This is a genomic window from Ruegeria sp. YTSC199 (genome assembly GCF_059609725.1).
Map to the genome: position 1 here is coordinate 79,243 of NZ_JBXWMF010000013.1, position 17,263 is coordinate 96,505.

At 59.3% G+C, this 17,263-nt stretch carries 20 protein-coding genes; 11 read left to right on the forward strand and 9 right to left on the reverse strand.

Annotated elements, in window-relative coordinates; translation table 11 throughout:
- Window positions 1–37: 37 nt before the first annotated feature.
- The 6 genes from lnt to miaB all read right to left on the reverse strand — a co-directional run bounded on the left by lnt (window position 38) and on the right by miaB (window position 6,413).
- Window positions 38–1,534 carry an apolipoprotein N-acyltransferase gene (lnt, locus tag AC2FEE_RS13880; protein ID WP_496865913.1) on the reverse strand — a complete coding sequence of 499 codons (1,497 nt, stop codon included), beginning with the start codon at window positions 1,532–1,534 and terminating at the stop codon, window positions 38–40.
- Window positions 1,531–2,418, reverse strand: coding sequence for a hemolysin family protein (locus AC2FEE_RS13885; protein ID WP_496865914.1), 888 nt, complete (start codon window positions 2,416–2,418; stop codon window positions 1,531–1,533). Before AC2FEE_RS13885 ends, lnt begins: the two co-directional genes overlap by 4 nt.
- 35 nt (window positions 2,419–2,453) lie before the next feature.
- Window positions 2,454–2,948, reverse strand: a complete 495-nt coding sequence (ybeY, locus tag AC2FEE_RS13890; RefSeq protein ID WP_496865915.1) for an rRNA maturation RNase YbeY — start codon at window positions 2,946–2,948, stop codon at window positions 2,454–2,456.
- 31 nt (window positions 2,949–2,979) lie between these two features.
- Window positions 2,980–4,002 (reverse strand): PhoH family protein, encoded by a 1,023-nt coding sequence (locus tag AC2FEE_RS13895; protein ID WP_496865916.1) that lies wholly within the window; start codon window positions 4,000–4,002, stop codon window positions 2,980–2,982.
- Between the two features lie 143 nt (window positions 4,003–4,145).
- Window positions 4,146–4,850, reverse strand: coding sequence for an outer membrane protein (locus AC2FEE_RS13900; protein WP_496865917.1), 705 nt, complete (start codon window positions 4,848–4,850; stop codon window positions 4,146–4,148).
- Between the two features lie 243 nt (window positions 4,851–5,093).
- On the reverse strand, window positions 5,094–6,413 hold the full coding sequence (gene miaB / locus AC2FEE_RS13905) for a tRNA (N6-isopentenyl adenosine(37)-C2)-methylthiotransferase MiaB (RefSeq protein ID WP_496865918.1): 1,320 nt from the start codon (window positions 6,411–6,413) through the stop codon (window positions 5,094–5,096).
- Window positions 6,414–6,533: 120 nt separating this feature from the next.
- Between miaB and AC2FEE_RS13910 the strand changes: the two genes are divergently transcribed.
- Window positions 6,534–7,397 carry a hypothetical protein gene (locus AC2FEE_RS13910; RefSeq protein ID WP_496865919.1) on the forward strand — a complete coding sequence of 288 codons (864 nt, stop codon included), beginning with the start codon at window positions 6,534–6,536 and terminating at the stop codon, window positions 7,395–7,397.
- 7 nt (window positions 7,398–7,404) lie between these two features.
- Here the strand turns inward: AC2FEE_RS13910 and AC2FEE_RS13915 are convergent, their stop codons facing one another.
- Window positions 7,405–8,202, reverse strand: a complete 798-nt coding sequence (locus AC2FEE_RS13915) for a phytanoyl-CoA dioxygenase family protein (protein WP_496865920.1) — start codon at window positions 8,200–8,202, stop codon at window positions 7,405–7,407.
- Window positions 8,203–8,289: 87 nt separating this feature from the next.
- Between AC2FEE_RS13915 and AC2FEE_RS13920 the strand changes: the two genes are divergently transcribed.
- Window positions 8,290–9,174 carry a LysR family transcriptional regulator gene (locus AC2FEE_RS13920; protein WP_496865921.1) on the forward strand — a complete coding sequence of 295 codons (885 nt, stop codon included), beginning with the start codon at window positions 8,290–8,292 and terminating at the stop codon, window positions 9,172–9,174.
- Window positions 9,175–9,181: 7 nt separating this feature from the next.
- On the opposite strand, the gene irrA is transcribed toward AC2FEE_RS13920, so the two are convergent.
- Window positions 9,182–9,598, reverse strand: a complete 417-nt coding sequence (irrA, locus tag AC2FEE_RS13925; protein WP_496865922.1) for an iron response transcriptional regulator IrrA — start codon at window positions 9,596–9,598, stop codon at window positions 9,182–9,184.
- A gap of 188 nt (window positions 9,599–9,786) precedes the next feature.
- Between irrA and fabA the strand changes: the two genes are divergently transcribed.
- From fabA to AC2FEE_RS13945, 4 genes are read left to right on the forward strand one after another with little or no spacing between them, the layout of a single operon-like run.
- Window positions 9,787–10,296, forward strand: coding sequence for a bifunctional 3-hydroxydecanoyl-ACP dehydratase/trans-2-decenoyl-ACP isomerase (fabA, locus tag AC2FEE_RS13930; protein WP_058279458.1), 510 nt, complete (start codon window positions 9,787–9,789; stop codon window positions 10,294–10,296).
- A 31-nt stretch (window positions 10,297–10,327) separates the two neighbouring features.
- Window positions 10,328–11,557, forward strand: a complete 1,230-nt coding sequence (fabB, locus tag AC2FEE_RS13935; protein ID WP_496865923.1) for a beta-ketoacyl-ACP synthase I — start codon at window positions 10,328–10,330, stop codon at window positions 11,555–11,557.
- Window positions 11,558–11,562: 5 nt separating this feature from the next.
- Window positions 11,563–12,354, forward strand: coding sequence for an enoyl-ACP reductase FabI (locus AC2FEE_RS13940; RefSeq protein WP_496865924.1), 792 nt, complete (start codon window positions 11,563–11,565; stop codon window positions 12,352–12,354).
- 59 nt (window positions 12,355–12,413) lie between these two features.
- The gene (locus tag AC2FEE_RS13945; protein WP_480593736.1) at window positions 12,414–12,599 is read left to right on the forward strand and encodes a hypothetical protein; all 186 of its coding nucleotides are present in this window, start codon (window positions 12,414–12,416) and stop codon (window positions 12,597–12,599) included.
- A gap of 23 nt (window positions 12,600–12,622) precedes the next feature.
- On the opposite strand, the gene AC2FEE_RS13950 is transcribed toward AC2FEE_RS13945, so the two are convergent.
- Window positions 12,623–13,051: an FKBP-type peptidyl-prolyl cis-trans isomerase gene (locus AC2FEE_RS13950; protein ID WP_480593738.1), complete on the reverse strand. Its 429-nt coding sequence runs from the start codon at window positions 13,049–13,051 to the stop codon at window positions 12,623–12,625.
- 128 nt (window positions 13,052–13,179) lie between these two features.
- Here AC2FEE_RS13950 and AC2FEE_RS13955 point away from each other — a divergent pair, with 128 nt between their 5' ends.
- From AC2FEE_RS13955 to AC2FEE_RS13975, 5 genes are read left to right on the forward strand one after another with little or no spacing between them, the layout of a single operon-like run.
- Window positions 13,180–13,866: a haloacid dehalogenase type II gene (locus AC2FEE_RS13955; RefSeq protein ID WP_496865925.1), complete on the forward strand. Its 687-nt coding sequence runs from the start codon at window positions 13,180–13,182 to the stop codon at window positions 13,864–13,866.
- Window positions 13,866–14,693 (forward strand): alpha/beta fold hydrolase, encoded by an 828-nt coding sequence (locus AC2FEE_RS13960; protein ID WP_496865926.1) that lies wholly within the window; start codon window positions 13,866–13,868, stop codon window positions 14,691–14,693. Before AC2FEE_RS13955 ends, AC2FEE_RS13960 begins: the two co-directional genes overlap by 1 nt.
- The gene (locus tag AC2FEE_RS13965; protein ID WP_496865927.1) at window positions 14,690–15,664 is read left to right on the forward strand and encodes a threonine ammonia-lyase; all 975 of its coding nucleotides are present in this window, start codon (window positions 14,690–14,692) and stop codon (window positions 15,662–15,664) included. The genes AC2FEE_RS13960 and AC2FEE_RS13965 overlap by 4 nt, the downstream gene beginning before the upstream one ends.
- Window positions 15,665–15,722: 58 nt before the next feature.
- Window positions 15,723–16,511 carry a 3-oxoadipate enol-lactonase gene (pcaD, locus tag AC2FEE_RS13970; protein ID WP_496865928.1) on the forward strand — a complete coding sequence of 263 codons (789 nt, stop codon included), beginning with the start codon at window positions 15,723–15,725 and terminating at the stop codon, window positions 16,509–16,511.
- 12 nt (window positions 16,512–16,523) lie between these two features.
- A complete protein-coding gene (locus tag AC2FEE_RS13975; RefSeq protein WP_496865929.1) occupies window positions 16,524–17,246 on the forward strand; it encodes an alpha/beta fold hydrolase in 723 nt (240 codons plus the stop codon).
- Window positions 17,247–17,263 lie beyond the last annotated feature (17 nt).

The window sequence follows — 17,263 nt, forward strand, 5'->3', positions numbered from 1 at the left end:
GGGGATACGCTTACTGCTTCACAGGGTCAATCGGTATTTAAGCGTGTTTCCGCTGGACGTTGCACCAAAGCAGCACGAACAAAACCGCCAGCAGAGTAAAGATCGGGATATCGCCGATCCGGGCGTAAACAGTGGGGGGCAGCGGCGCCGGCAGTTTTGCATCCACAAAACCCGCCTGCCCCAAAGCCAGCGAATCCACAACATGCCCCAGCGGGTCGATCATCGCCGACACCCCGGTATTGGCCGAGCGCATCATCGGAAGACCCTGCTCGATCGCGCGCATCTGCGCTTGAGCCAGATGCTGATATGGGCCGGACCGCGTGCCGAACCAGGCATCATTGGTGATTTGCAACAGAAAATCGGCGCGCCCCGGTGCAGACAGGACATCTTGCGTGAACACGGCCTCGTAACAGATCAGCGGCAGCGCCTTGCCCAGCTTTCCCGCATCCATCAAGGCGGCCCCCGGCCCCGAGCTGAAACCATGGCCAGCGGTGGTCGCCATCCCGTGAATGCCGAACCGTGCCAACAGGTTCCCGAACGGCACGTATTCTCCGAACGGCGCAAGGTGGTGCTTGTCATACAGACCCTGTTGCTGTCCCTGCTCGTCCAGATAGATCATCGAATTGTAGATGCGCGGCCCGTCACCCCGCTGGATACCCAGAAATACCGGTACGCCCCGCGCTGCATCCGTGACCGCGGCCAAATACGGCTGTGCACTACCCAGCCATGCCGGTATAGACGTTTCCGGCCAGACAATCAGGTCCGGCCGGGGTTGTGCCGCGGTGAACCCGATCTGACGTGCAAAAAACAACGGCGCATAGTCCGGATCCCATTTCTGATGCTGTGGGGCGTTGGGTTGGATCAAACGCACGGTGTGATCGGTCTCGGTGACTGCCGGGCGCGAGGCCGCATAGGCCAGCGCCAGACAGGTGATTCCTATCGACAGGCCCAGTGGCAGCGCAAATCCGCCACGTTGCGCCAGCGCCGCGCCCATGGGTAGCGTTGCCAAAAGAGTCAAAGTACCCAGACCGTATGGTCCGAACAGGGAAAGAAGCTGCACCACCGGCGTATCGACCCAAACCTGCGCCAGACCGGCCCAAGGGAACCCGGTCAGCACATAGCCTCGGGCGCATTCCGCCAGAGACACTGCCAAGGCAAGGAAAATCGCCTGCCTAACGGCACCTTCACCCGGTCTCCTTGCGGCCCAAAAGGCAAGCGCCCAGAACAGGGCCAGTCCGCCTGCCATGAAGATCAAAGCGAAGGGTGCCATCCAGGCGTGGCGCTTGGCGTCTACGAAAAACGGCTCGATGATCCAGCTGAGACCGTGCGCGAAGTATCCGGTGGCAAAGGCCCAGCCCAGCCAAGCGGCCCGCCCCCGCGTCTCAGAGGACAGAAACAGCGGCGCCAACAACACCAGCGCGACCAAGGTGGCTGCCCAAATCCCAAATGGTGCAAGGCCAAACGCCGCCAAAGCCCCCAGCAGGGCCGACAACACGAACCTCAGCCCAAAAGGCCACCCCTGCGCAGGGTTCATGCAGCAAGATCCGGCAACATGACACGTAAACGCTTGATTCGGCGCGGGTCGGCATCGATCACCTCGAATTCCGGACCCTCGGGATGCAGAACAACCTCGCCCCGTGCAGGCACACGGCCCGACAGCATGAATACCAGGCCGCCCAAGGTATCAATCTCTTCTTCGTCCACGTCCTCATGACTGGTCAATGAGCGCCCGATCTCGGCCTCGAACTCTTCCAGAGGGACACGCGCCTGAACGATGTAGCAGCCGGGTTTTTCCTGCACCCAAAGCTGATCTTCATCGGCGTCATGTTCATCGGCAATCTCACCAACCACCTGCTCGATCAGGTCCTCGATGGTCAGCAGACCGTCAACACCGCCATATTCGTCGATCACCAGCGCCATGTGGCGGCGTTCTGTCTGCATCTTTGTCAGCAGCACGCCAATCGGCATCGAGGGCGGCACGAACAGCAAAGTCCGCAGCATCGACACGAGATCGAACTCGGCGCCGCTGCCGTTAAAGCCGTGGGTTAGCGCAAAATCCTTTAGGTGGACGAACCCCAAAGGAGTATCCAGCGTTCCCTCGTACACCGGTATCCGGGACAGGCCACTATCGCGAAACACCTGCGCCAGTTCGTCTTTCGTGATGGTTGAAGGAACCGAGATGATTTCGGCAGTCGGAATGGCCACGTCTTCGACCCGCATCCGCCGCAGGTTGATCATGCCGCGCGGTTGCGCCGTGTCGGCCTCGTGCCCGTTTGCTACGTGGACCTCATCCTCGTCCTGTGGCGAAAATGCGTCCACTATGCGAGAAAAAAACCCGGCTTTCTCTTTGACATTGTCACCGCCGTTCTTCGGTTGCGCGCTCTGCGCCGCCATAGAACTGCCGTCTGTATCGCCCATAATCCCGTTCCAAATTATCAGCCCTGAAGGCCCGTCTACGCATTATATGGGTCATCAAGACCCAGTTTGCCAAGTATATCGACCTCGACCGCTTCCATCAAATCGGCGTCTGCATCGCGGACGTGATCGTAACCCAGCAAGTGTAACGTTCCGTGAATGATCAGATGTGTGACGTGATCATCCATGGGTTTGCCAACCTCGGCCGCCTCACGCGCGCAGGTGTCGTAGGAGATCGCAATATCTCCCAGCGCGATTTCGCCGGTGAAATCCGTGGCGGGCGTCAGTGGCGGCTGGCCCGGTTGGTCAGCGGCCAGTTCCTCGGCTGGCCAACTGAGCACGTTGGTCGGCGCAGGCTTTTCCCGAAACTCTGCATTCAGTTCGGCGATCCGGGTGTCGTCACAGGCCAGCAGGCTGATCTCGCACAGGTCAGCATCCAAACCGCAATGATCCAGTACGGCCTGAATGGCGCGCGCAGCCAAGGGTTCCAGCCCCTGCCAGCGCCCGTCTTCAATAGTCAGTTCAAGGTTCATGTCACCACGTCTAGCCTGCGGCTGCGGACGATTAGCCCGTCTCACGGCCCGAGTCGGCCTCATACGCTTCGATAATGGCGGCGACAAGCGGGTGCCTGACGACATCCTTCGAGGTGAAATAGTTGAAGCTGATATTCGGGATCGTATTCAGCAAACGCTCGGCATCGGCCAACCCAGACTGAACCCCACGCGGCAGGTCGACCTGAGACCGGTCACCGGTGATCACCATGCGGCTGCCCTCACCCAGTCGGGTCAGAAACATCTTCATCTGCATGGTGGTGGCGTTTTGCGCCTCATCCAGTACAACAAACGCATTGGCTAGCGTCCGCCCGCGCATAAAAGCCAGCGGCGCGATTTCGATTCGCTTCTCCTCAATCAGCTTGGCCAGCTGCTTGCCGGGCAGGAAATCATTCAGCGCATCATAGAGCGGCTGCATGTAAGGATCGACCTTGTCCTTCATGTCACCCGGCAGATAACCCAATTTTTCGCCAGCCTCGACGGCGGGACGGCTGAGAATGATCCGGTCCACATGCCCGCCGATAAACATCGAAACCCCAACGGCCACGGCCAGATAGGTCTTACCGGTGCCCGCTGGCCCAATTCCAAAGGCCAGTTCGTTGTTGAACAGCGACTGGACATAGGCCTTTTGCGCATCCGTGCGTGGCTCAACCAGTTTCTTGCGGGTTTTGATTTCGACCGTACCGCCCTTGAACATCTCAAGCTGGTCGCCATCGCGGCTGCCGGTTCCTGTCTCGGAACCGCCCATCCGAAGCTCGCGGTCCACGTCGGCGGCCTCCACATCGCGACCGCCTTCAAGACGGGTGTAAAGCGCCTGCAGCACTTCAATCGCCTGCTTCTGCGAATCCTCATCCCCCATAACAACCAACTGGTTGCCGCGTCGGACAATCTGGACTGACAGCTTTTGTTCGATTTCGGTCAGGTTGCGGTCATACTCGCCGCACAAATCAATCAACAACCGATTGTCAGGGAATTCAACAAACGCCTCGCGTTGGGGCATGTCATCTTGCGGTGGGGTAAGGGCACCGATGGCCAATCCGTTCTCCTGTCTTGGCGTTTCCCCCCGAGCGTAGACAACAACTCTCGGTGGGCGCAAGCCACAGTTTCAAATTTTCCGAAACGGATGGCAAAACCGCCGAATAGTAGCCCAAGCGATATCGCCTTTAGGTCAGAGCTTGGTCAAAACGTGTAGTTCAACCCAAATCTCAGGCCGCGGTAGCGCGGTGTGGATTTCGTCGAAAAACCATTGCTGAATTCGACTCGGCGCGAGTCGAACTGCACGTATTCGTATTCACCCGTAATCGACCAGTTCTCGCTCAGGTTGTGCTCTGCACCGATACTTGCCGAAAAACCGTTCCGAGTATCACTTTCTTCGAAAGGTTGCGTCGTGGCGCCAGAAGTCAAGCTGCTGGTGGTTTTTACGTCACCCTGCACGTATCCAACCGTTACAAAATACAAAACCGTGCCGCTTCTGTTGGTCAGACCATTGCGAAACCGAATCGATAGGATGTCCGAGACCTCGGACGATCCAGTGATCGCAACGCTGCCAATATCCGTCATGGTGTCGTCATCGAGCGTGCCAAAATCATACCCGAGCTCGAACCCATAGACATAGTCGCGCCCCCCGATGGCCGGCAGAACGCCACGCCAGCCACCTCGGACACCACCGTAGTTGCCGTTCAGGTCGAGATCTCCAATTTCGAACGTACCGCCCGGGGTCGTCAGGCCGAACCGGTCCGTGCCGCCCGTTGCATATCCACCACTCAGTCCTAGGTAGAAGGCGCTGACATCGCTGCCGAAACGTTTCGGGCTGACGACCGGAGGGTCAGTCACACCCTGCTCCAGATTGCCCGCAACAGTCGCGCTGGATAGAAGGGAAAGCACCAGCGCTGACGAGAAAACAACCCGACGGCTCGGTCCAAAGAAACATGTTTGAATTTCCACTCGTAACCTCCATCGTCCCAACCCGATAGTCGGACGGGCACAGAACTGGATTCTCAGGAGCGCAGAGCGCTGGACACTGAAAAAATCTGGCCTGTTTCGGAACATAGTTCTCGGTAGTGAATCAAGGGTTAAAATTTGAAACACGCGCTGACTATGGCTTTATGACAGCACCAGTCGATCAGGTCACATCAATGCCCCCGCCAGCGAATTTGCCCCCGAACCGGTGATCTGAACATCCCTCAGCTCTCCGACGGCGACGTCTGCATCAGACACATGAACCGAGTGCAGGTATTCGGATTTTCCGACCATTTGCCCGGGCAGGCGACCGGGTTTTTCGAACAGAACGCTGACCCTACGCCCCACCATCGCATCCTGGATTTCCCGCTGATGCTGCGTTATCAGGGCCTGCAGACGTTGCAAACGGTCATCCGCCGCCTGCGGATCGACCTGGGGCCGCTCGGCCGCGGGCGTTCCGGGGCGGGTCGAGTATTTAAAGGAATAGGCATAGCCGTATTTGACCTCTTGCACCAAATCCATGGTGGCCTGGAAATCCTCTTCGGTCTCTTCGGGGAAACCTACGATGAAGTCACCGGACATCACGATATCAGGGCGCGCAGCACGGATACGTTCGATCAGGCGCAGATAGCTTTCAGAAGTGTGGCTGCGGTTCATCCGCTTAAGGACTTTATCCGAGCCCGACTGGACCGGCAAATGCAGGTACGGCATCAACTTTTCGCAGGTGCCGTGCGCCTCGATCAGGTCGTCTGCCATGTCGTTGGGGTGTGAGGTAGTAAAGCGGATACGCTCCAGACCGTCGACCTTGTTCAACTCCCAAATCAGACCGGCCAGCGTCATTTCTCCGTTCGCACCTGCGCCGTGGTAGGCGTTCACATTCTGGCCCAGCAGGGTGATCTCACGCACGCCGCGTTCCACCAGATCATGGGCCTCACGAATGATGCGATCAGCCGGTCGGCTGACCTCGGCACCACGGGTATAGGGCACCACGCAGAAGGCGCAGAACTTGTCGCAACCTTCTTGCACGGTCAGAAACGCCGTCGGGCCACGCTTGGCCTTGGGACGGTTCTTCAGTTTCTCGAACTTGTCTTCCTCGGGGAAGTCCGTGTCCAGCGCCTTGGCGCCGGCGCGGGTCTTCGCCTCCATCTCGGGCAGGCGGTGGTAGCTTTGCGGGCCCACAACCAGATCGACCAAAGGCTGACGGCGCATGATTTCTTCGCCTTCGGCCTGCGCAACACATCCCGCCACGCCGATCTTCAGATCGGGCTTTTCCGCTTTCAAACCCTTGAACCGGCCAAGCTCGGAATACACCTTTTCGGCAGCCTTTTCCCGGATATGGCAGGTGTTGAGCAAAATCATATCCGCGTCATCGGGGCTTTGCGTTTCCACGTAGCCCTGCCCGCCCAACGTCTCGGACATGCGTTCGCTGTCATAGACGTTCATCTGGCAACCATAGGTTTTGATGTACAGCTTTTTGGGTTCTGACATGGGTATGGCCTTTGCGTTCGCGGGATCGACGTCATCTATACCTTACGAACGCCGCTTGCAATGCCGGGGCGGATACCCGATTTTGACCGTAGATTCCAGCCAAGTGGAACCGGACAGGTAATGCAATACGACTCTCTCGATGTTTTTCTGACCTCAGGCAAATCCGCCTTGGCCAAAGGGCCTGTCGCATTGATCTTTTCCGAAGACATGGTCGAGGTCGACAGCACCATCCGGCACCATCTGCGCCTTGGGTTCAAATCCGTGATCGCATTCATGCCGCAGGATTTTGATCTCGACTCCGAGTTGTCCGAACGCATTCACCGCGTCACTCTAACCTGCGTGCCCGGCGCGGTCGTATTCGACACCCTCAACAGGGTCATAAAGGCCGCCCCAGGCATCTGGATGTACTACTGCTTCAACGCCGAGTACCTGTTCTTTCCGTTTTGCGAGACCCGCACGGTGGGCGAATTGCTAGCCTTTCACGCCGAGGAACGCCGTGACGCGATGCTGAGCCATGTCATCGACCTCTATGCCGATGACCTGGACACCTTTCCAAACGGCGTCGCCCCGGATCATGCGATGCTGGACAGCACCGGTTATTATGCCCACACCCGCCATAACACCGAAGGACATCCGGTCGAGCGGCAGTTGGACATGTCTGGCGGCCTGCGCTGGCGGTTCGAGGATCACATCCCCTATGAACGCCGACGCATCGACCGGATCGCCCTGTTCAAATCCCGCAAGGGTCTGGAACTGAGACCCGACCACACGTTCAACGAGCCGGAATACAACACCTATTCCTGCCCGTGGCATCACAACATGACGGCAGCCGTATGTTCATTCCGGGCAGCCAAGGCGCTGAAAAGCAATGCCGGGTCCACCTTTGACATTCCAACATTCTGCTGGAGAAACTCGGTTCCGTTTCAGTGGACTTCTGGTCAATTGCTCGACCTTGGCCTGATCGAACCGGGCCAGTGGTTCTAGGCCGCGACTAGCGCTGCAGCAGCACCGGGAACCAATCTTCTCGAAGGCGCTGGCCGGGGGTCATGTCGTGCCCCGGAAACGGCGGAGATGTCCGGCCCGGACGTTCCACATACCGCGCATCATCGCCAACCAGACGCAGTGAAAACGCCCGGCGGCGGCTGTCTGAATGGTTGCCACGGGCGCCGTGCAGCGTGCGGTAGTTGAACGCCACCGCGTCACCCGGCTCCATCTCGAACTCCACGACCCTCATGCCCTCTGCATCCGGGTCGGGAACAGGGATGTACTGACCGTCGTCCGGGAAATATCCCTCTTCCGAGACCCAGCGGGTCGGCAGAACCTCTTTCTCCCACCGGTGCGATCCTGCCACGCAACGCAACGTCGCCTGTTTCACCGGGTCCAGCGGCGACCAGAAGCTGATCGTCTGATCCCCCTCGACAAAATAATACGGCCCGTCCTGATGCCACGGGGTCGCCATCGACGTGCCGGGTTCCTTGACCAGAACATGATCGTGGAACATCTGCACGGTCTGCGACTGCATCAGGTCCGCCGCGACCTCAGCCGCCGGAGAGTTTTCGATCACCTCCCGGAACTGATCAATCCGTGACCAGTTGCAATAGTCGTCAAAGAACAGGCCGGTCTCACCCTGCTTCTTGTTGTCTGACGCATAGGGCCCCGGCTCGGCCATGTTCGCGGCAACGCCATCGCGCAAGGCCTCGACGTGATCGGCGAACAGCCCTTTGATCAGGACAACTCCGTCCTGCTGATAGGCGTCGATCATCTCTTGCGTGACCAGAGGGTGCGTCATGTCTGTCTCCATGTCGTGGGGTTGGGTGATCTGCACATGGGATAGCCCTCTGTTCAAGTCATATCTTTCAAAGGTACACTTAATTTCATGTTATATATCTCACTGCGCCAATACGAATATGTCTGCGCCATCGGACGGCATGGCAGCCTGTCCGCCGCCGCGCAGCACTTGAACGTCTCGCAACCGGCCCTGTCCAACGCCCTGACCCGTGTCGAAGAGCAGCTGGGCCACCCCCTGTTCGCCCGCAGACGCGGTGCAGCCATGGCGTTGACCCCGCAGGGGCGCAGTTTCATCGAAAAGGCCGAGGTATTGCTGGCCAGCGCCGCGCGGCTGGAAAACGCCGTCGAATGCAGCTCGGGCAAGGCGCGGCTGCGGCTTGGTTGCTTTGTCGATCTGGCCCCATTTCTGCTGGCTCGCGCCCTACGGCAGTTGCGCGCCGAGATGCCCGATGTGGCGGTGTCCTACAGGGTGGACAGTTTCGAGGGGTTGATTTCCGGCCTGATCGACGGCCGGATCGATCTGGCGCTGACCTATGGGCTGAGCATGGATGCGACCTTTACCCGGCACACGCTGTTCACCAGCTCTCCGTACGCACTTCTGGCGCCGGGCCACAGTCTGGGCGCGAACAGCCAGGTTTCCCTGCGGGATCTGGCCGCCCACCCGCTGATCCTGTCCGAAGAAGGGCTGTCCGCGCAGCATGTGCTGGGGCTGTTTCGTCAGATCGGAGAAAGCCCAATGGTGGCACACCGCGCGGCCTCATTGGAGATTCAGCGCAGCCTTGCGGCCCATAGCGAAGGAGTCGCGATCAGCTATGCCAATCCACCCGCTGACATCAGCTATGACGGGATGCCGCTGCTGAGCCTGCCGGTCTCGGATCCGATCGCAGCCGAATCCGTGGTGCTGGCCCGACATGGCACAGGACCCACGGATGCGCCGATTACGATAGCGGAGCGGGTGCTAAAAGAACTCTGATGTGAGTTTACTTTTTTCGCAATCGGATCACGACATCGACCGAGGCGATCTCTACCCCGTCAGGGGCCTCGGGCAGGCGCTGAATTACCAGTTGGTCTGAGGGTGCATCGCTCAGGCGGCTCTCGTCTTCCCAGTAGAAATGGGGGTGATCGTGAGTGTTTGTGTCGAAATAGCTTTTCGACCCGTCCACCGTGATTTCCTGCAAAACACCGGCCTCGCAAAACGCGCGCAGGGTGTTGTAGACCGTCGCAAGGGATACGGCATCGCCGTTCATTTTTGCAGATTCAAACAGGCTTTCCGCCGTGACGTGGCGATGACGGCCATCGCCGACCAGCAGTTCGGCCAAAGCCATGCGCTGACGTGTCGGACGCAATCCCGCGTCAACCAACCAATTCGTGGCTCTGCTCTGGCTTTGAGGTGTCATGAATCCGAAACCCGTTTGTTGCTGATCTATATATAAGTGCTCAGGTCAGGTAATTTCAAATGAAATTCATTCGCAAAGAATGTCCTGAACACAACATGATGTGGGCGACCGCTCTTGCAGGACCTTGCATACGGGTGCTAGGTGAGGCCAGATTAAAGAAACGGACCCCTGGCAGGAGAGGCGGCAGAATGGCCCAATTCCCGAGCAGCTTTGACAAGGACGATCTGCTGAAATGCGCCCGAGGCGAATTATTCGGCCCCGGCAATGCGCAATTGCCTGCCCCGCCGATGCTGATGATGGATCGGATTACCGATATCTCGGCCGACGGCGGCGCGCATGGAAAAGGTCACATTCTGGCCGAGTTCGATATCACCCCGGACCTTTGGTTCTTTGATTGCCACTTTCCCGGCAACCCGATCATGCCCGGCTGTCTGGGGCTGGACGGGCTGTGGCAGCTGACCGGCTTCAACCTGGGCTGGCGGGGCTGGCAGGGTCGCGGCATGGCCGTGGGCGTGGGAGAAGTAAAGCTGACCGGCATGGTGCGCCCGGACCGCAAGATGCTGACCTATAAAATCGATTTCAAAAAGGCGATCCAGACCCGCCGCCTGACCATGGGTGTGGCGGATGGTATCGTCGAAGCGGACGGCGAAATGATTTACGACGTCAAAGACATGAAAGTCGTTCTGTCCGAAGCCTAAGCCGGACCGGCCTGAAATAAGGAGCACGCACATGCGTCGAGTAGTTGTCACCGGTCTGGGGGTTGTCTCCTCTATCGGGAACAATGCCGAAGAGGTTCTGACCTCGTTGAAGGCCGGCAAGTCCGGCATCGAGGCCAATGAACAGATGGTCGAACATGGCTTTCGCAGCCAAATCGCGGGATCGCTGAAGATTGACGTGTCCCAGCATGTGGACAAACGTACACTGCGCTTCATGGGCCCCGGTGCTGCCTATGCCCATATCGCGATGAGCCAGGCGATTGCCGATTCCGGTCTGACCGAGGATCTGGTTCAGAACCCGCGCACAGGTCTGGTTGCCGGTTCGGGCGGCCCGTCGACCAGCGCCATGTTAACGGCGCATCAGACCGTGCTGAAAACCGGTGCCACCAAGCGGATCGGGCCGTTTGCCGTACCTAAATGCATGTGCTCGACGATTTCGGCGAACCTGGCGACCGCATTCAAGATCAAGGGCATCAACTATTCGATCACCTCGGCCTGTTCTACCTCGCTGCACTGCATCGGCAATGCGGCGGAACAGATCATGATGGGAAAGCAGGACATCATGTTTGCCGGTGGCGGCGAAGAACTGGACTGGACCCTGTCCTGCCTGTTCGACGCGATGGGCGCGATGTCCTCGAAGTACAACGACACGCCGGATAAAGCGTCGCGTGCGTTCGATCAGGATCGCGACGGGTTCGTGATTTCGGGCGGCGGCGGCATCGTGGTGCTTGAGGATCTGGACCACGCTCTGGCGCGCGGCGCCAAAATCTATGCCGAGGTCACCGGCTATGCCGCCACCTCGGACGGCCACGACATGGTGGCCCCCTCGGGTGAAGGCGGCGAGCGCGCGATGCGTCTGGCGCTGGCGACTCTGCCCGAAGACCGCAAAGTTGGATACATCAACGCCCATGGCACTTCGACCCCGGTCGGCGACGTGGGCGAGGTTGAAGCCGTCCGTCGCATCTTTGGCGAAGGCAAAGTGCCTCCGATTTCTTCGACCAAGTCGATGACCGGACACGCGCAGGGCGCAGCTGGCGCGCTTGAGGCGATCTTCTGCCTGCTAATGCTGGACAATGACTTTATTACTCCGTCGATCAATGTCGACACACTTGCCGAAGGCATCCTGCCCGGTGAAATCGCAACTCAAGTGGTTGAAAACGCAGGCTTGGACAGTGTCATGACCAACAGCTTCGGCTTTGGCGGCACAAATGGATCCATGGTTCTGTCAAAGTATAACGGGTGAACATGATGTCGGAACTTCTCAAGGGCAAACGCGGCCTGATTATGGGCGTGGCCAACGACCGCTCGATTGCTTGGGGCATTGCCAAGGCGATGCACGAGGCCGGCGCGGAACTGGCTTTCACCTATCAAGGTGAGGCATTCGGCAAACGGCTGGAGCCGTTGGCCCAGAGCCTTGGCAGCGATTTCATGGTGGATGCGGATGTCACCGATGACGAGTCGCTGGACCGCGCGTTCAGCGAGTTGGGCGCGCGCTGGCCGACGATTGATTTCGTTGTCCATGCCATAGCCTTTTCAGACAAGTCCGAACTGACCGGCCGGTTCCTGAACACTTCTCGGGCGAACTTCAAACACTCGATGGATGTCTCGGCCTATTCCTTTATCGAGGTTGCGCGCCGCGCCTATCCGTTGATGAAGGACAATGGCGGCTCGTTGCTGACGTTGACCTATCAGGGGTCGAACCGGGTTGTGCCGAACTACAACGTCATGGGTGTGGCAAAGGCCGCACTGGAATCGGCGACGCGCTATCTGGCCAACGACCTTGGCCCGGAAGGCATCCGCGTCAACGCCGTCTCGCCCGGCCCGATGAAAACGCTGGCGGGTGCGGCCATCGGTGGCGCGCGCAAGACCTACAAGTTCTGTGATCAGAATGCGCCGATGCGTTCGAATGCCACCCTGGAGGCTGTCGGCGGCACCGCCGTTTACCTGGCTTCTGATGCCGGTGCTTGCACGTCGGGCGAGATCATTCGCGTCGACGGAGGCTTCCACGTTCTGGGTATGCCGCAGCCCGATCACATGTGACTCGATCTTTCCCTGCCCGCGCCAAGATTTCACCATCTTTCGCGGGCACGGATAGCGGCATGAGCAAAGCAGAACATATCCTCTCGAACACCACTCGGGCATCCCGGCGCAAACAGGGGTTTCTGGGACAACGCGGTCGTATCGCGTTGCTGGCCCTAACCATGCTGCTGATGCTGTTTGTGTTCTTTACACAAGCAGATGTACGCGCAGCATTTACATCCTGGACCAGCCTGATTTCAGGCTGATCCAACGCACTGACCCGCTGCCGTCAATTGATTGAGACGACCTCAATATCGAATATCAGGTCCTGACCGGCCAGCGGATGGTTTGCGTCCAGCGTTACGGTTGCCTCGTCAGAATCCACCACCGTCACCGGCACGGCCTGCCCGTCGGGCGTTTGCATTTGCAGCTGGGTGCCGGGCTCCAGCGGGATATCGTCCGGGATACCTTCGCGCGGGATTTGCTGGCGCGCTGCAGGGTTGATCGGGCCATAGGCATCCACGCAAGCGATCTCGACCCGCTTTTTCTCACCCACGGTCAGACCGGGCATTGCCGTGTCCAGCCCGGGAATAATCTGGTCTGACCCTACAACGAACTCCAGCGGATCGCGCCCTTCGGAACTGTCGAAGACGTTGCCGTCCAACAGTGTACCTGTGTAATGGATGCGAACCGTGTCGCCTTGTTTGATCTCGGTCATAGGTGGCCTCCGGCCGTTAAAGGTTTAAGCAGCCAAGCGTAGGGTGTGACACGGCATTGTAAACCCTTCCCCCCTTTTGTGTTTGCAACTCTTGTGCCAACCTGCGCGCGACTGAGGGAGGGGTATTGATGCCAATCACCACATGCGTATTTGACGCCTATGGTACGCTGTTCGACGTCGCCGCCGCCGCACGCCAGGCCGCCGCCGAACCCGGGTTCGAGAAGTTGCAGCAGAAATGGCCCGAGCTGGCCAATCACTGGCGGCTGAAACAACTGCAATACACCTGGTTGCGCGCGATCACGGACGCCCACGCCGATTTCTGGGATGTGACGCAAGACGGTCTGGACTGGGCGCTCGAGGCAACGGCGCTGGACGGAGACCCAACTCTGCGTCAGCGTCTGTTGGACTTGTACTGGGAATTACAGGCCTACCCAGAGGTTCCCCAAATGCTGGCAGATCTGAAAACCGGAGGGCTGAACACCGCGATCCTGTCCAACGGATCGTTGCCAATGCTGGATGGCGCGGTGCAGTCGGCTGGGATCGGCAATGTGTTAGATGATGTGTTGTCGGTTGAAAGCGTTGGTGTCTTCAAACCCCATTCCAGCGTCTATGATCTGGTACAGAAACGCTTTGGTTGCGCCCGCGACGAAGTGCTGTTTGTCAGCTCAAACGGATGGGATGCTGCCGGGGCCAGCGGCTATGGCTTCGTAACGGCATGGGTGAACCGGGCAAAAGAACCAATGGACCGCTTGCCTTGGACGCCCGCACATGTACTGTCCGACCTGACAACGATCCCTCAACTGGCTGGACTTTAATGGCTTTTTTCACGACTTCCGACGACAGGCGCCTTTACTACACCGATACCGAGTCCGGGGCCCCGGTGTTGTGCCTTGCCGGACTGACGCGTAACAGCCGGGATTTCTCGTTCCTTGCGCCGCATATCACCGATCTACGGATGATCACGATGGATTATCGGGGGCGAGGGCAATCGGATTTTGACCCGGATTTCATGAACTACAACGTTCTGCGCGAATCCCATGACGCGATCGAGTTGCTGGATCATCTGGGGCTGGACCGGGCGGCGGTACTGGGCACGTCACGTGGAGGCCTGATCGCGATGGCTCTGGCGGCCAGCCATCCTGAACGCCTGGCTGCTGTTGTTCTGACAGATGTGGGCCCCGTGATCGAGACCTCGGGCATGGCCAAGATAATGGATTATGTCGGCCGACAGCCGATGGCGAAAACCTATGACGAAGCCGCTCAAACCCTGCTGCAGGTGATGGAGCCGCAGTTCCCCGGCGTTCCGCTCGACCGGTGGCGACAGCAAGCCGAGATTCAATATGAGCAGACTGCGGACGGCCTGACCCTGCGCTATGATCCCGCCTTGCGGAAAGCCTTGCTGGATCAGGCCGCTGCCGGAGCCATCCCGGATATGTGGATGTTCTTCGAGACGCTGCACGACATCCCGACTGGCGTCATTCGAGGCGCGAATTCAGATGTGCTCGGCAAAGAAACGCTGACCGAAATGCACAAACGACACCCCGGCCTTATGTCTGTGGAGGTTCCGGATCGCGGGCATGTTCCGTTTCTGGATGAGCCGCAGTCGCTGGACCTTATTCGCAAGGTATTGGACGCCGCATGAGCACGTTGGAAATGATCGAGGCCGCCGCCGCGCGGCTGAAGAGCCACGTCCGGGAAACGCCCCTTCTGACCTCGCCGTTTCTGGACGAATTGGCAGGACGCCGGGTGCTGGTGAAACCCGAGTGCCTGCAGCACACCGGCAGCTTTAAGTTTCGCGGCGCATGGTCGGCAATCTCGGCGTTGGATGAAACAGACCGGCAGCGCGGCGTGATCGCCTATTCCTCGGGCAACCATGCGCAGGGCGTGGCCTATGCCGCCGCACAGCATGGGATTTCGTCGGTGATCATCATGCCCTCGGACGCGCCGCAACTGAAGATCGACAACACCCGCGCGCTGGGGGCTGAGGTGGTTCTGTACGACCGCGCCAACGAGAGCCGCGAAGAAATCGGCGAAGCACTGGCCGCAGAGCGCGGCCTGACCCTGATCCGCCCCTATGATGAGCCGCAAGTGATTGCAGGTCAGGGCACCACCGGCCTGGAGCTTGCCCGACAAGCCGCAGAGATGGGTGTTGAACAAGCCGACGTGCTGGTCTGCTGCGGAGGCGGCGGGTTGACCTCGGGGATTGCTTTGGCACTGGAGGGGCACGCGCCCGGCTTGCGCGCCCGCCCCTGTGAGCCCGAGGGCTTTGATGACGTCAAACGCTCGCTGGCGACAGGTCAAATTCAGAACAACAACGCTGCTTCGGGGAATATCTGTGACGCAATCCTGACGCCGCAGCCGGGGCAGATCACCTTTCCAATCCTGAGCCGCCTGTGCGGGCCGGGCCTTTCGGTCACCGAAGAAGAAGCGATGCGGGCCATGGCACAGGCATTCCTGCGTCTGAAGCTGGTGCTCGAACCGGGCGGTGCGGTGTCACTGGCCTCAGCCCTGTTTCGCCGTGATGAAATCGACGGCGATGCGGTGATCGTTGTGGCATCAGGGGGCAATGTGGCCCCCGAAGTATTTGGAAAAGCACTGGAATTCCTGACCTGACATGGATCAATGATTGGGTCACAGTGATGTCTTAACGTATGACGGCGGGGATTGTGTCATGCAAATCTTGGATATTGGCGAAGTGCAGTTGCACTACCGGGTCGATGGTGACCCGGAGGGTGCGCCGATCGTTTTTGCCAACTCACTGGGCACCGATCTGCGCCTTTGGGACGCTGTACTGCCGCACCTGCCCAAGGGCCTGCGGATCATCCGCTATGACAAGCGCGGGCACGGTCTGTCGTCGCAGCCCCCGGCCCCCTATTCCATGGGTGCACTGATACGCGATGCCGAGGCGCTGTTGGATCATCTGAACGTGCAGGATTGCGTTTTTGTCGGTCTCTCCATCGGCGGGCTGATCGCTCAGGGTCTGGCGGTGAAGCGATTGGATCAAATCCGCGCATTGGTGCTGTCGAACACCGCCGCCAAGATCGGCATCCCCTCGATCTGGCAGGATCGGATGGATGCGGTGCGTCAGGGCGGTATTGAAGCGCTGGCCGATGCAACGATGGAGCGATGGTTTTCGAAGAAATTCCGCGCCTCGCCCGATCATCTGCTGTGGCGAAACATGATGGTGCGGCAGCCGGTCGACGGGTATCTGGGCTGTTGCGCCGCGATTTCAGGCACGGATTTCTACACCCCCACCGGCGGCCTGCGCCTGCCCACACTGGGGATTGCGGGCAGCGAGGATGGGTCTACACCGCCGGATCTGGTCCGCGAGACGATCGAACTGATCCCCGGCTCCAGGTTCGAACTGATGCGCCGGGCCGGCCATCTGCCCTGCGTCGAACAACCGGCGGAATACGCGGCCCTGCTGCGGGACTTCCTAGCAGATATCGGACATATTTGAAGGAGCGTGACAATGGCGGATTTTCTATTAGTCCATGGGTCCTGTCACGGCGCCTGGTGCTGGCGTGATCTGATCCCCGCGCTTGAGACTCTGGGCCATTCGGCACGCGCCATTGACATGCCCAGCCACGGCTCAGACCCGACGCCGATTTCCGATGTCACGCTGGATGGCTGCAGGGATGCGGTGCTGTTGGCCTCGACCCCGCAGACGGTGATCGTCGGTCATTCCTGGGGCGGTTATCCGATCAGCGCAGCTGCCGAAGCCGACCCCAAGGCCATGCGTGCGCTGATCTATCTGTGCGCCTATGTCCCGCAGGATGGTCTTTCCATGGTTGAAATGCGCCGCCGGGCCCCGCGTCAGTTGATCGTCGATGCTGTTGAGAAATCCACCGACGGCCTGTCCTACACGGTCAGGCCAGAAAAAGTGCACGACCTTTTTTACCACGATTGCCCGCCAGAGATCGTACCGTTTGCATTCGCACGCCTGTGCCCGCAGGCGATTGCTCCGCAAGAAACCCGGCTGCCGTTGTCCGAGAATTTCGCACGCGTCCCCAAGGCTTATATTCGCACCACGGACGACCACACAATCCCGACGGAATATGAGGAAGAGATGGGCCGCATCGCCCCCGAGGAGTTGCGCGCGACGATCGACAGTTCTCATTCTCCGTTCTTCTCACACCCCCGCCATCTGGCCGAAATTCTGGACGATCTAGAACAGAAGCTGCCTGCAGCATAACCAAACGTAACAGACGC

Excerpts from the sequence above, each read along its gene's own strand:
- AC2FEE_RS13945 (WP_480593736.1), top strand. The coding sequence starts at position 12,414 with ATGAGCAAAGCAGAACATATCCTCTCGAACACCACTCGGGCATCCCGG.
- AC2FEE_RS13915 (WP_496865920.1), bottom strand. The coding sequence starts at position 8,202 with ATGACGCACCCTCTGGTCACGCAAGAGATGATCGACGCCTATCAGCAG.
- AC2FEE_RS13910 (WP_496865919.1), top strand. The coding sequence starts at position 6,534 with ATGCAATACGACTCTCTCGATGTTTTTCTGACCTCAGGCAAATCCGCC.
- AC2FEE_RS13960 (WP_496865926.1), top strand. The coding sequence starts at position 13,866 with ATGGCTTTTTTCACGACTTCCGACGACAGGCGCCTTTACTACACCGAT.
- AC2FEE_RS13950 (WP_480593738.1), bottom strand. The coding sequence starts at position 13,051 with ATGACCGAGATCAAACAAGGCGACACGGTTCGCATCCATTACACAGGT.
- pcaD (WP_496865928.1), top strand. The coding sequence starts at position 15,723 with ATGCAAATCTTGGATATTGGCGAAGTGCAGTTGCACTACCGGGTCGAT.
- fabA (WP_058279458.1), top strand. The coding sequence starts at position 9,787 with ATGGCCCAATTCCCGAGCAGCTTTGACAAGGACGATCTGCTGAAATGC.
- miaB (WP_496865918.1), bottom strand. The coding sequence starts at position 6,413 with ATGTCAGAACCCAAAAAGCTGTACATCAAAACCTATGGTTGCCAGATG.
- AC2FEE_RS13955 (WP_496865925.1), top strand. The coding sequence starts at position 13,180 with ATGCCAATCACCACATGCGTATTTGACGCCTATGGTACGCTGTTCGAC.
- fabB (WP_496865923.1), top strand. The coding sequence starts at position 10,328 with ATGCGTCGAGTAGTTGTCACCGGTCTGGGGGTTGTCTCCTCTATCGGG.
- ybeY (WP_496865915.1), bottom strand. The coding sequence starts at position 2,948 with ATGAACCTTGAACTGACTATTGAAGACGGGCGCTGGCAGGGGCTGGAA.
- AC2FEE_RS13885 (WP_496865914.1), bottom strand. The coding sequence starts at position 2,418 with ATGGGCGATACAGACGGCAGTTCTATGGCGGCGCAGAGCGCGCAACCG.
- AC2FEE_RS13920 (WP_496865921.1), top strand. The coding sequence starts at position 8,290 with ATGTTATATATCTCACTGCGCCAATACGAATATGTCTGCGCCATCGGA.
- AC2FEE_RS13975 (WP_496865929.1), top strand. The coding sequence starts at position 16,524 with ATGGCGGATTTTCTATTAGTCCATGGGTCCTGTCACGGCGCCTGGTGC.
- lnt (WP_496865913.1), bottom strand. The coding sequence starts at position 1,534 with ATGAACCCTGCGCAGGGGTGGCCTTTTGGGCTGAGGTTCGTGTTGTCG.
- AC2FEE_RS13940 (WP_496865924.1), top strand. The coding sequence starts at position 11,563 with ATGTCGGAACTTCTCAAGGGCAAACGCGGCCTGATTATGGGCGTGGCC.
- irrA (WP_496865922.1), bottom strand. The coding sequence starts at position 9,598 with ATGACACCTCAAAGCCAGAGCAGAGCCACGAATTGGTTGGTTGACGCG.
- AC2FEE_RS13965 (WP_496865927.1), top strand. The coding sequence starts at position 14,690 with ATGAGCACGTTGGAAATGATCGAGGCCGCCGCCGCGCGGCTGAAGAGC.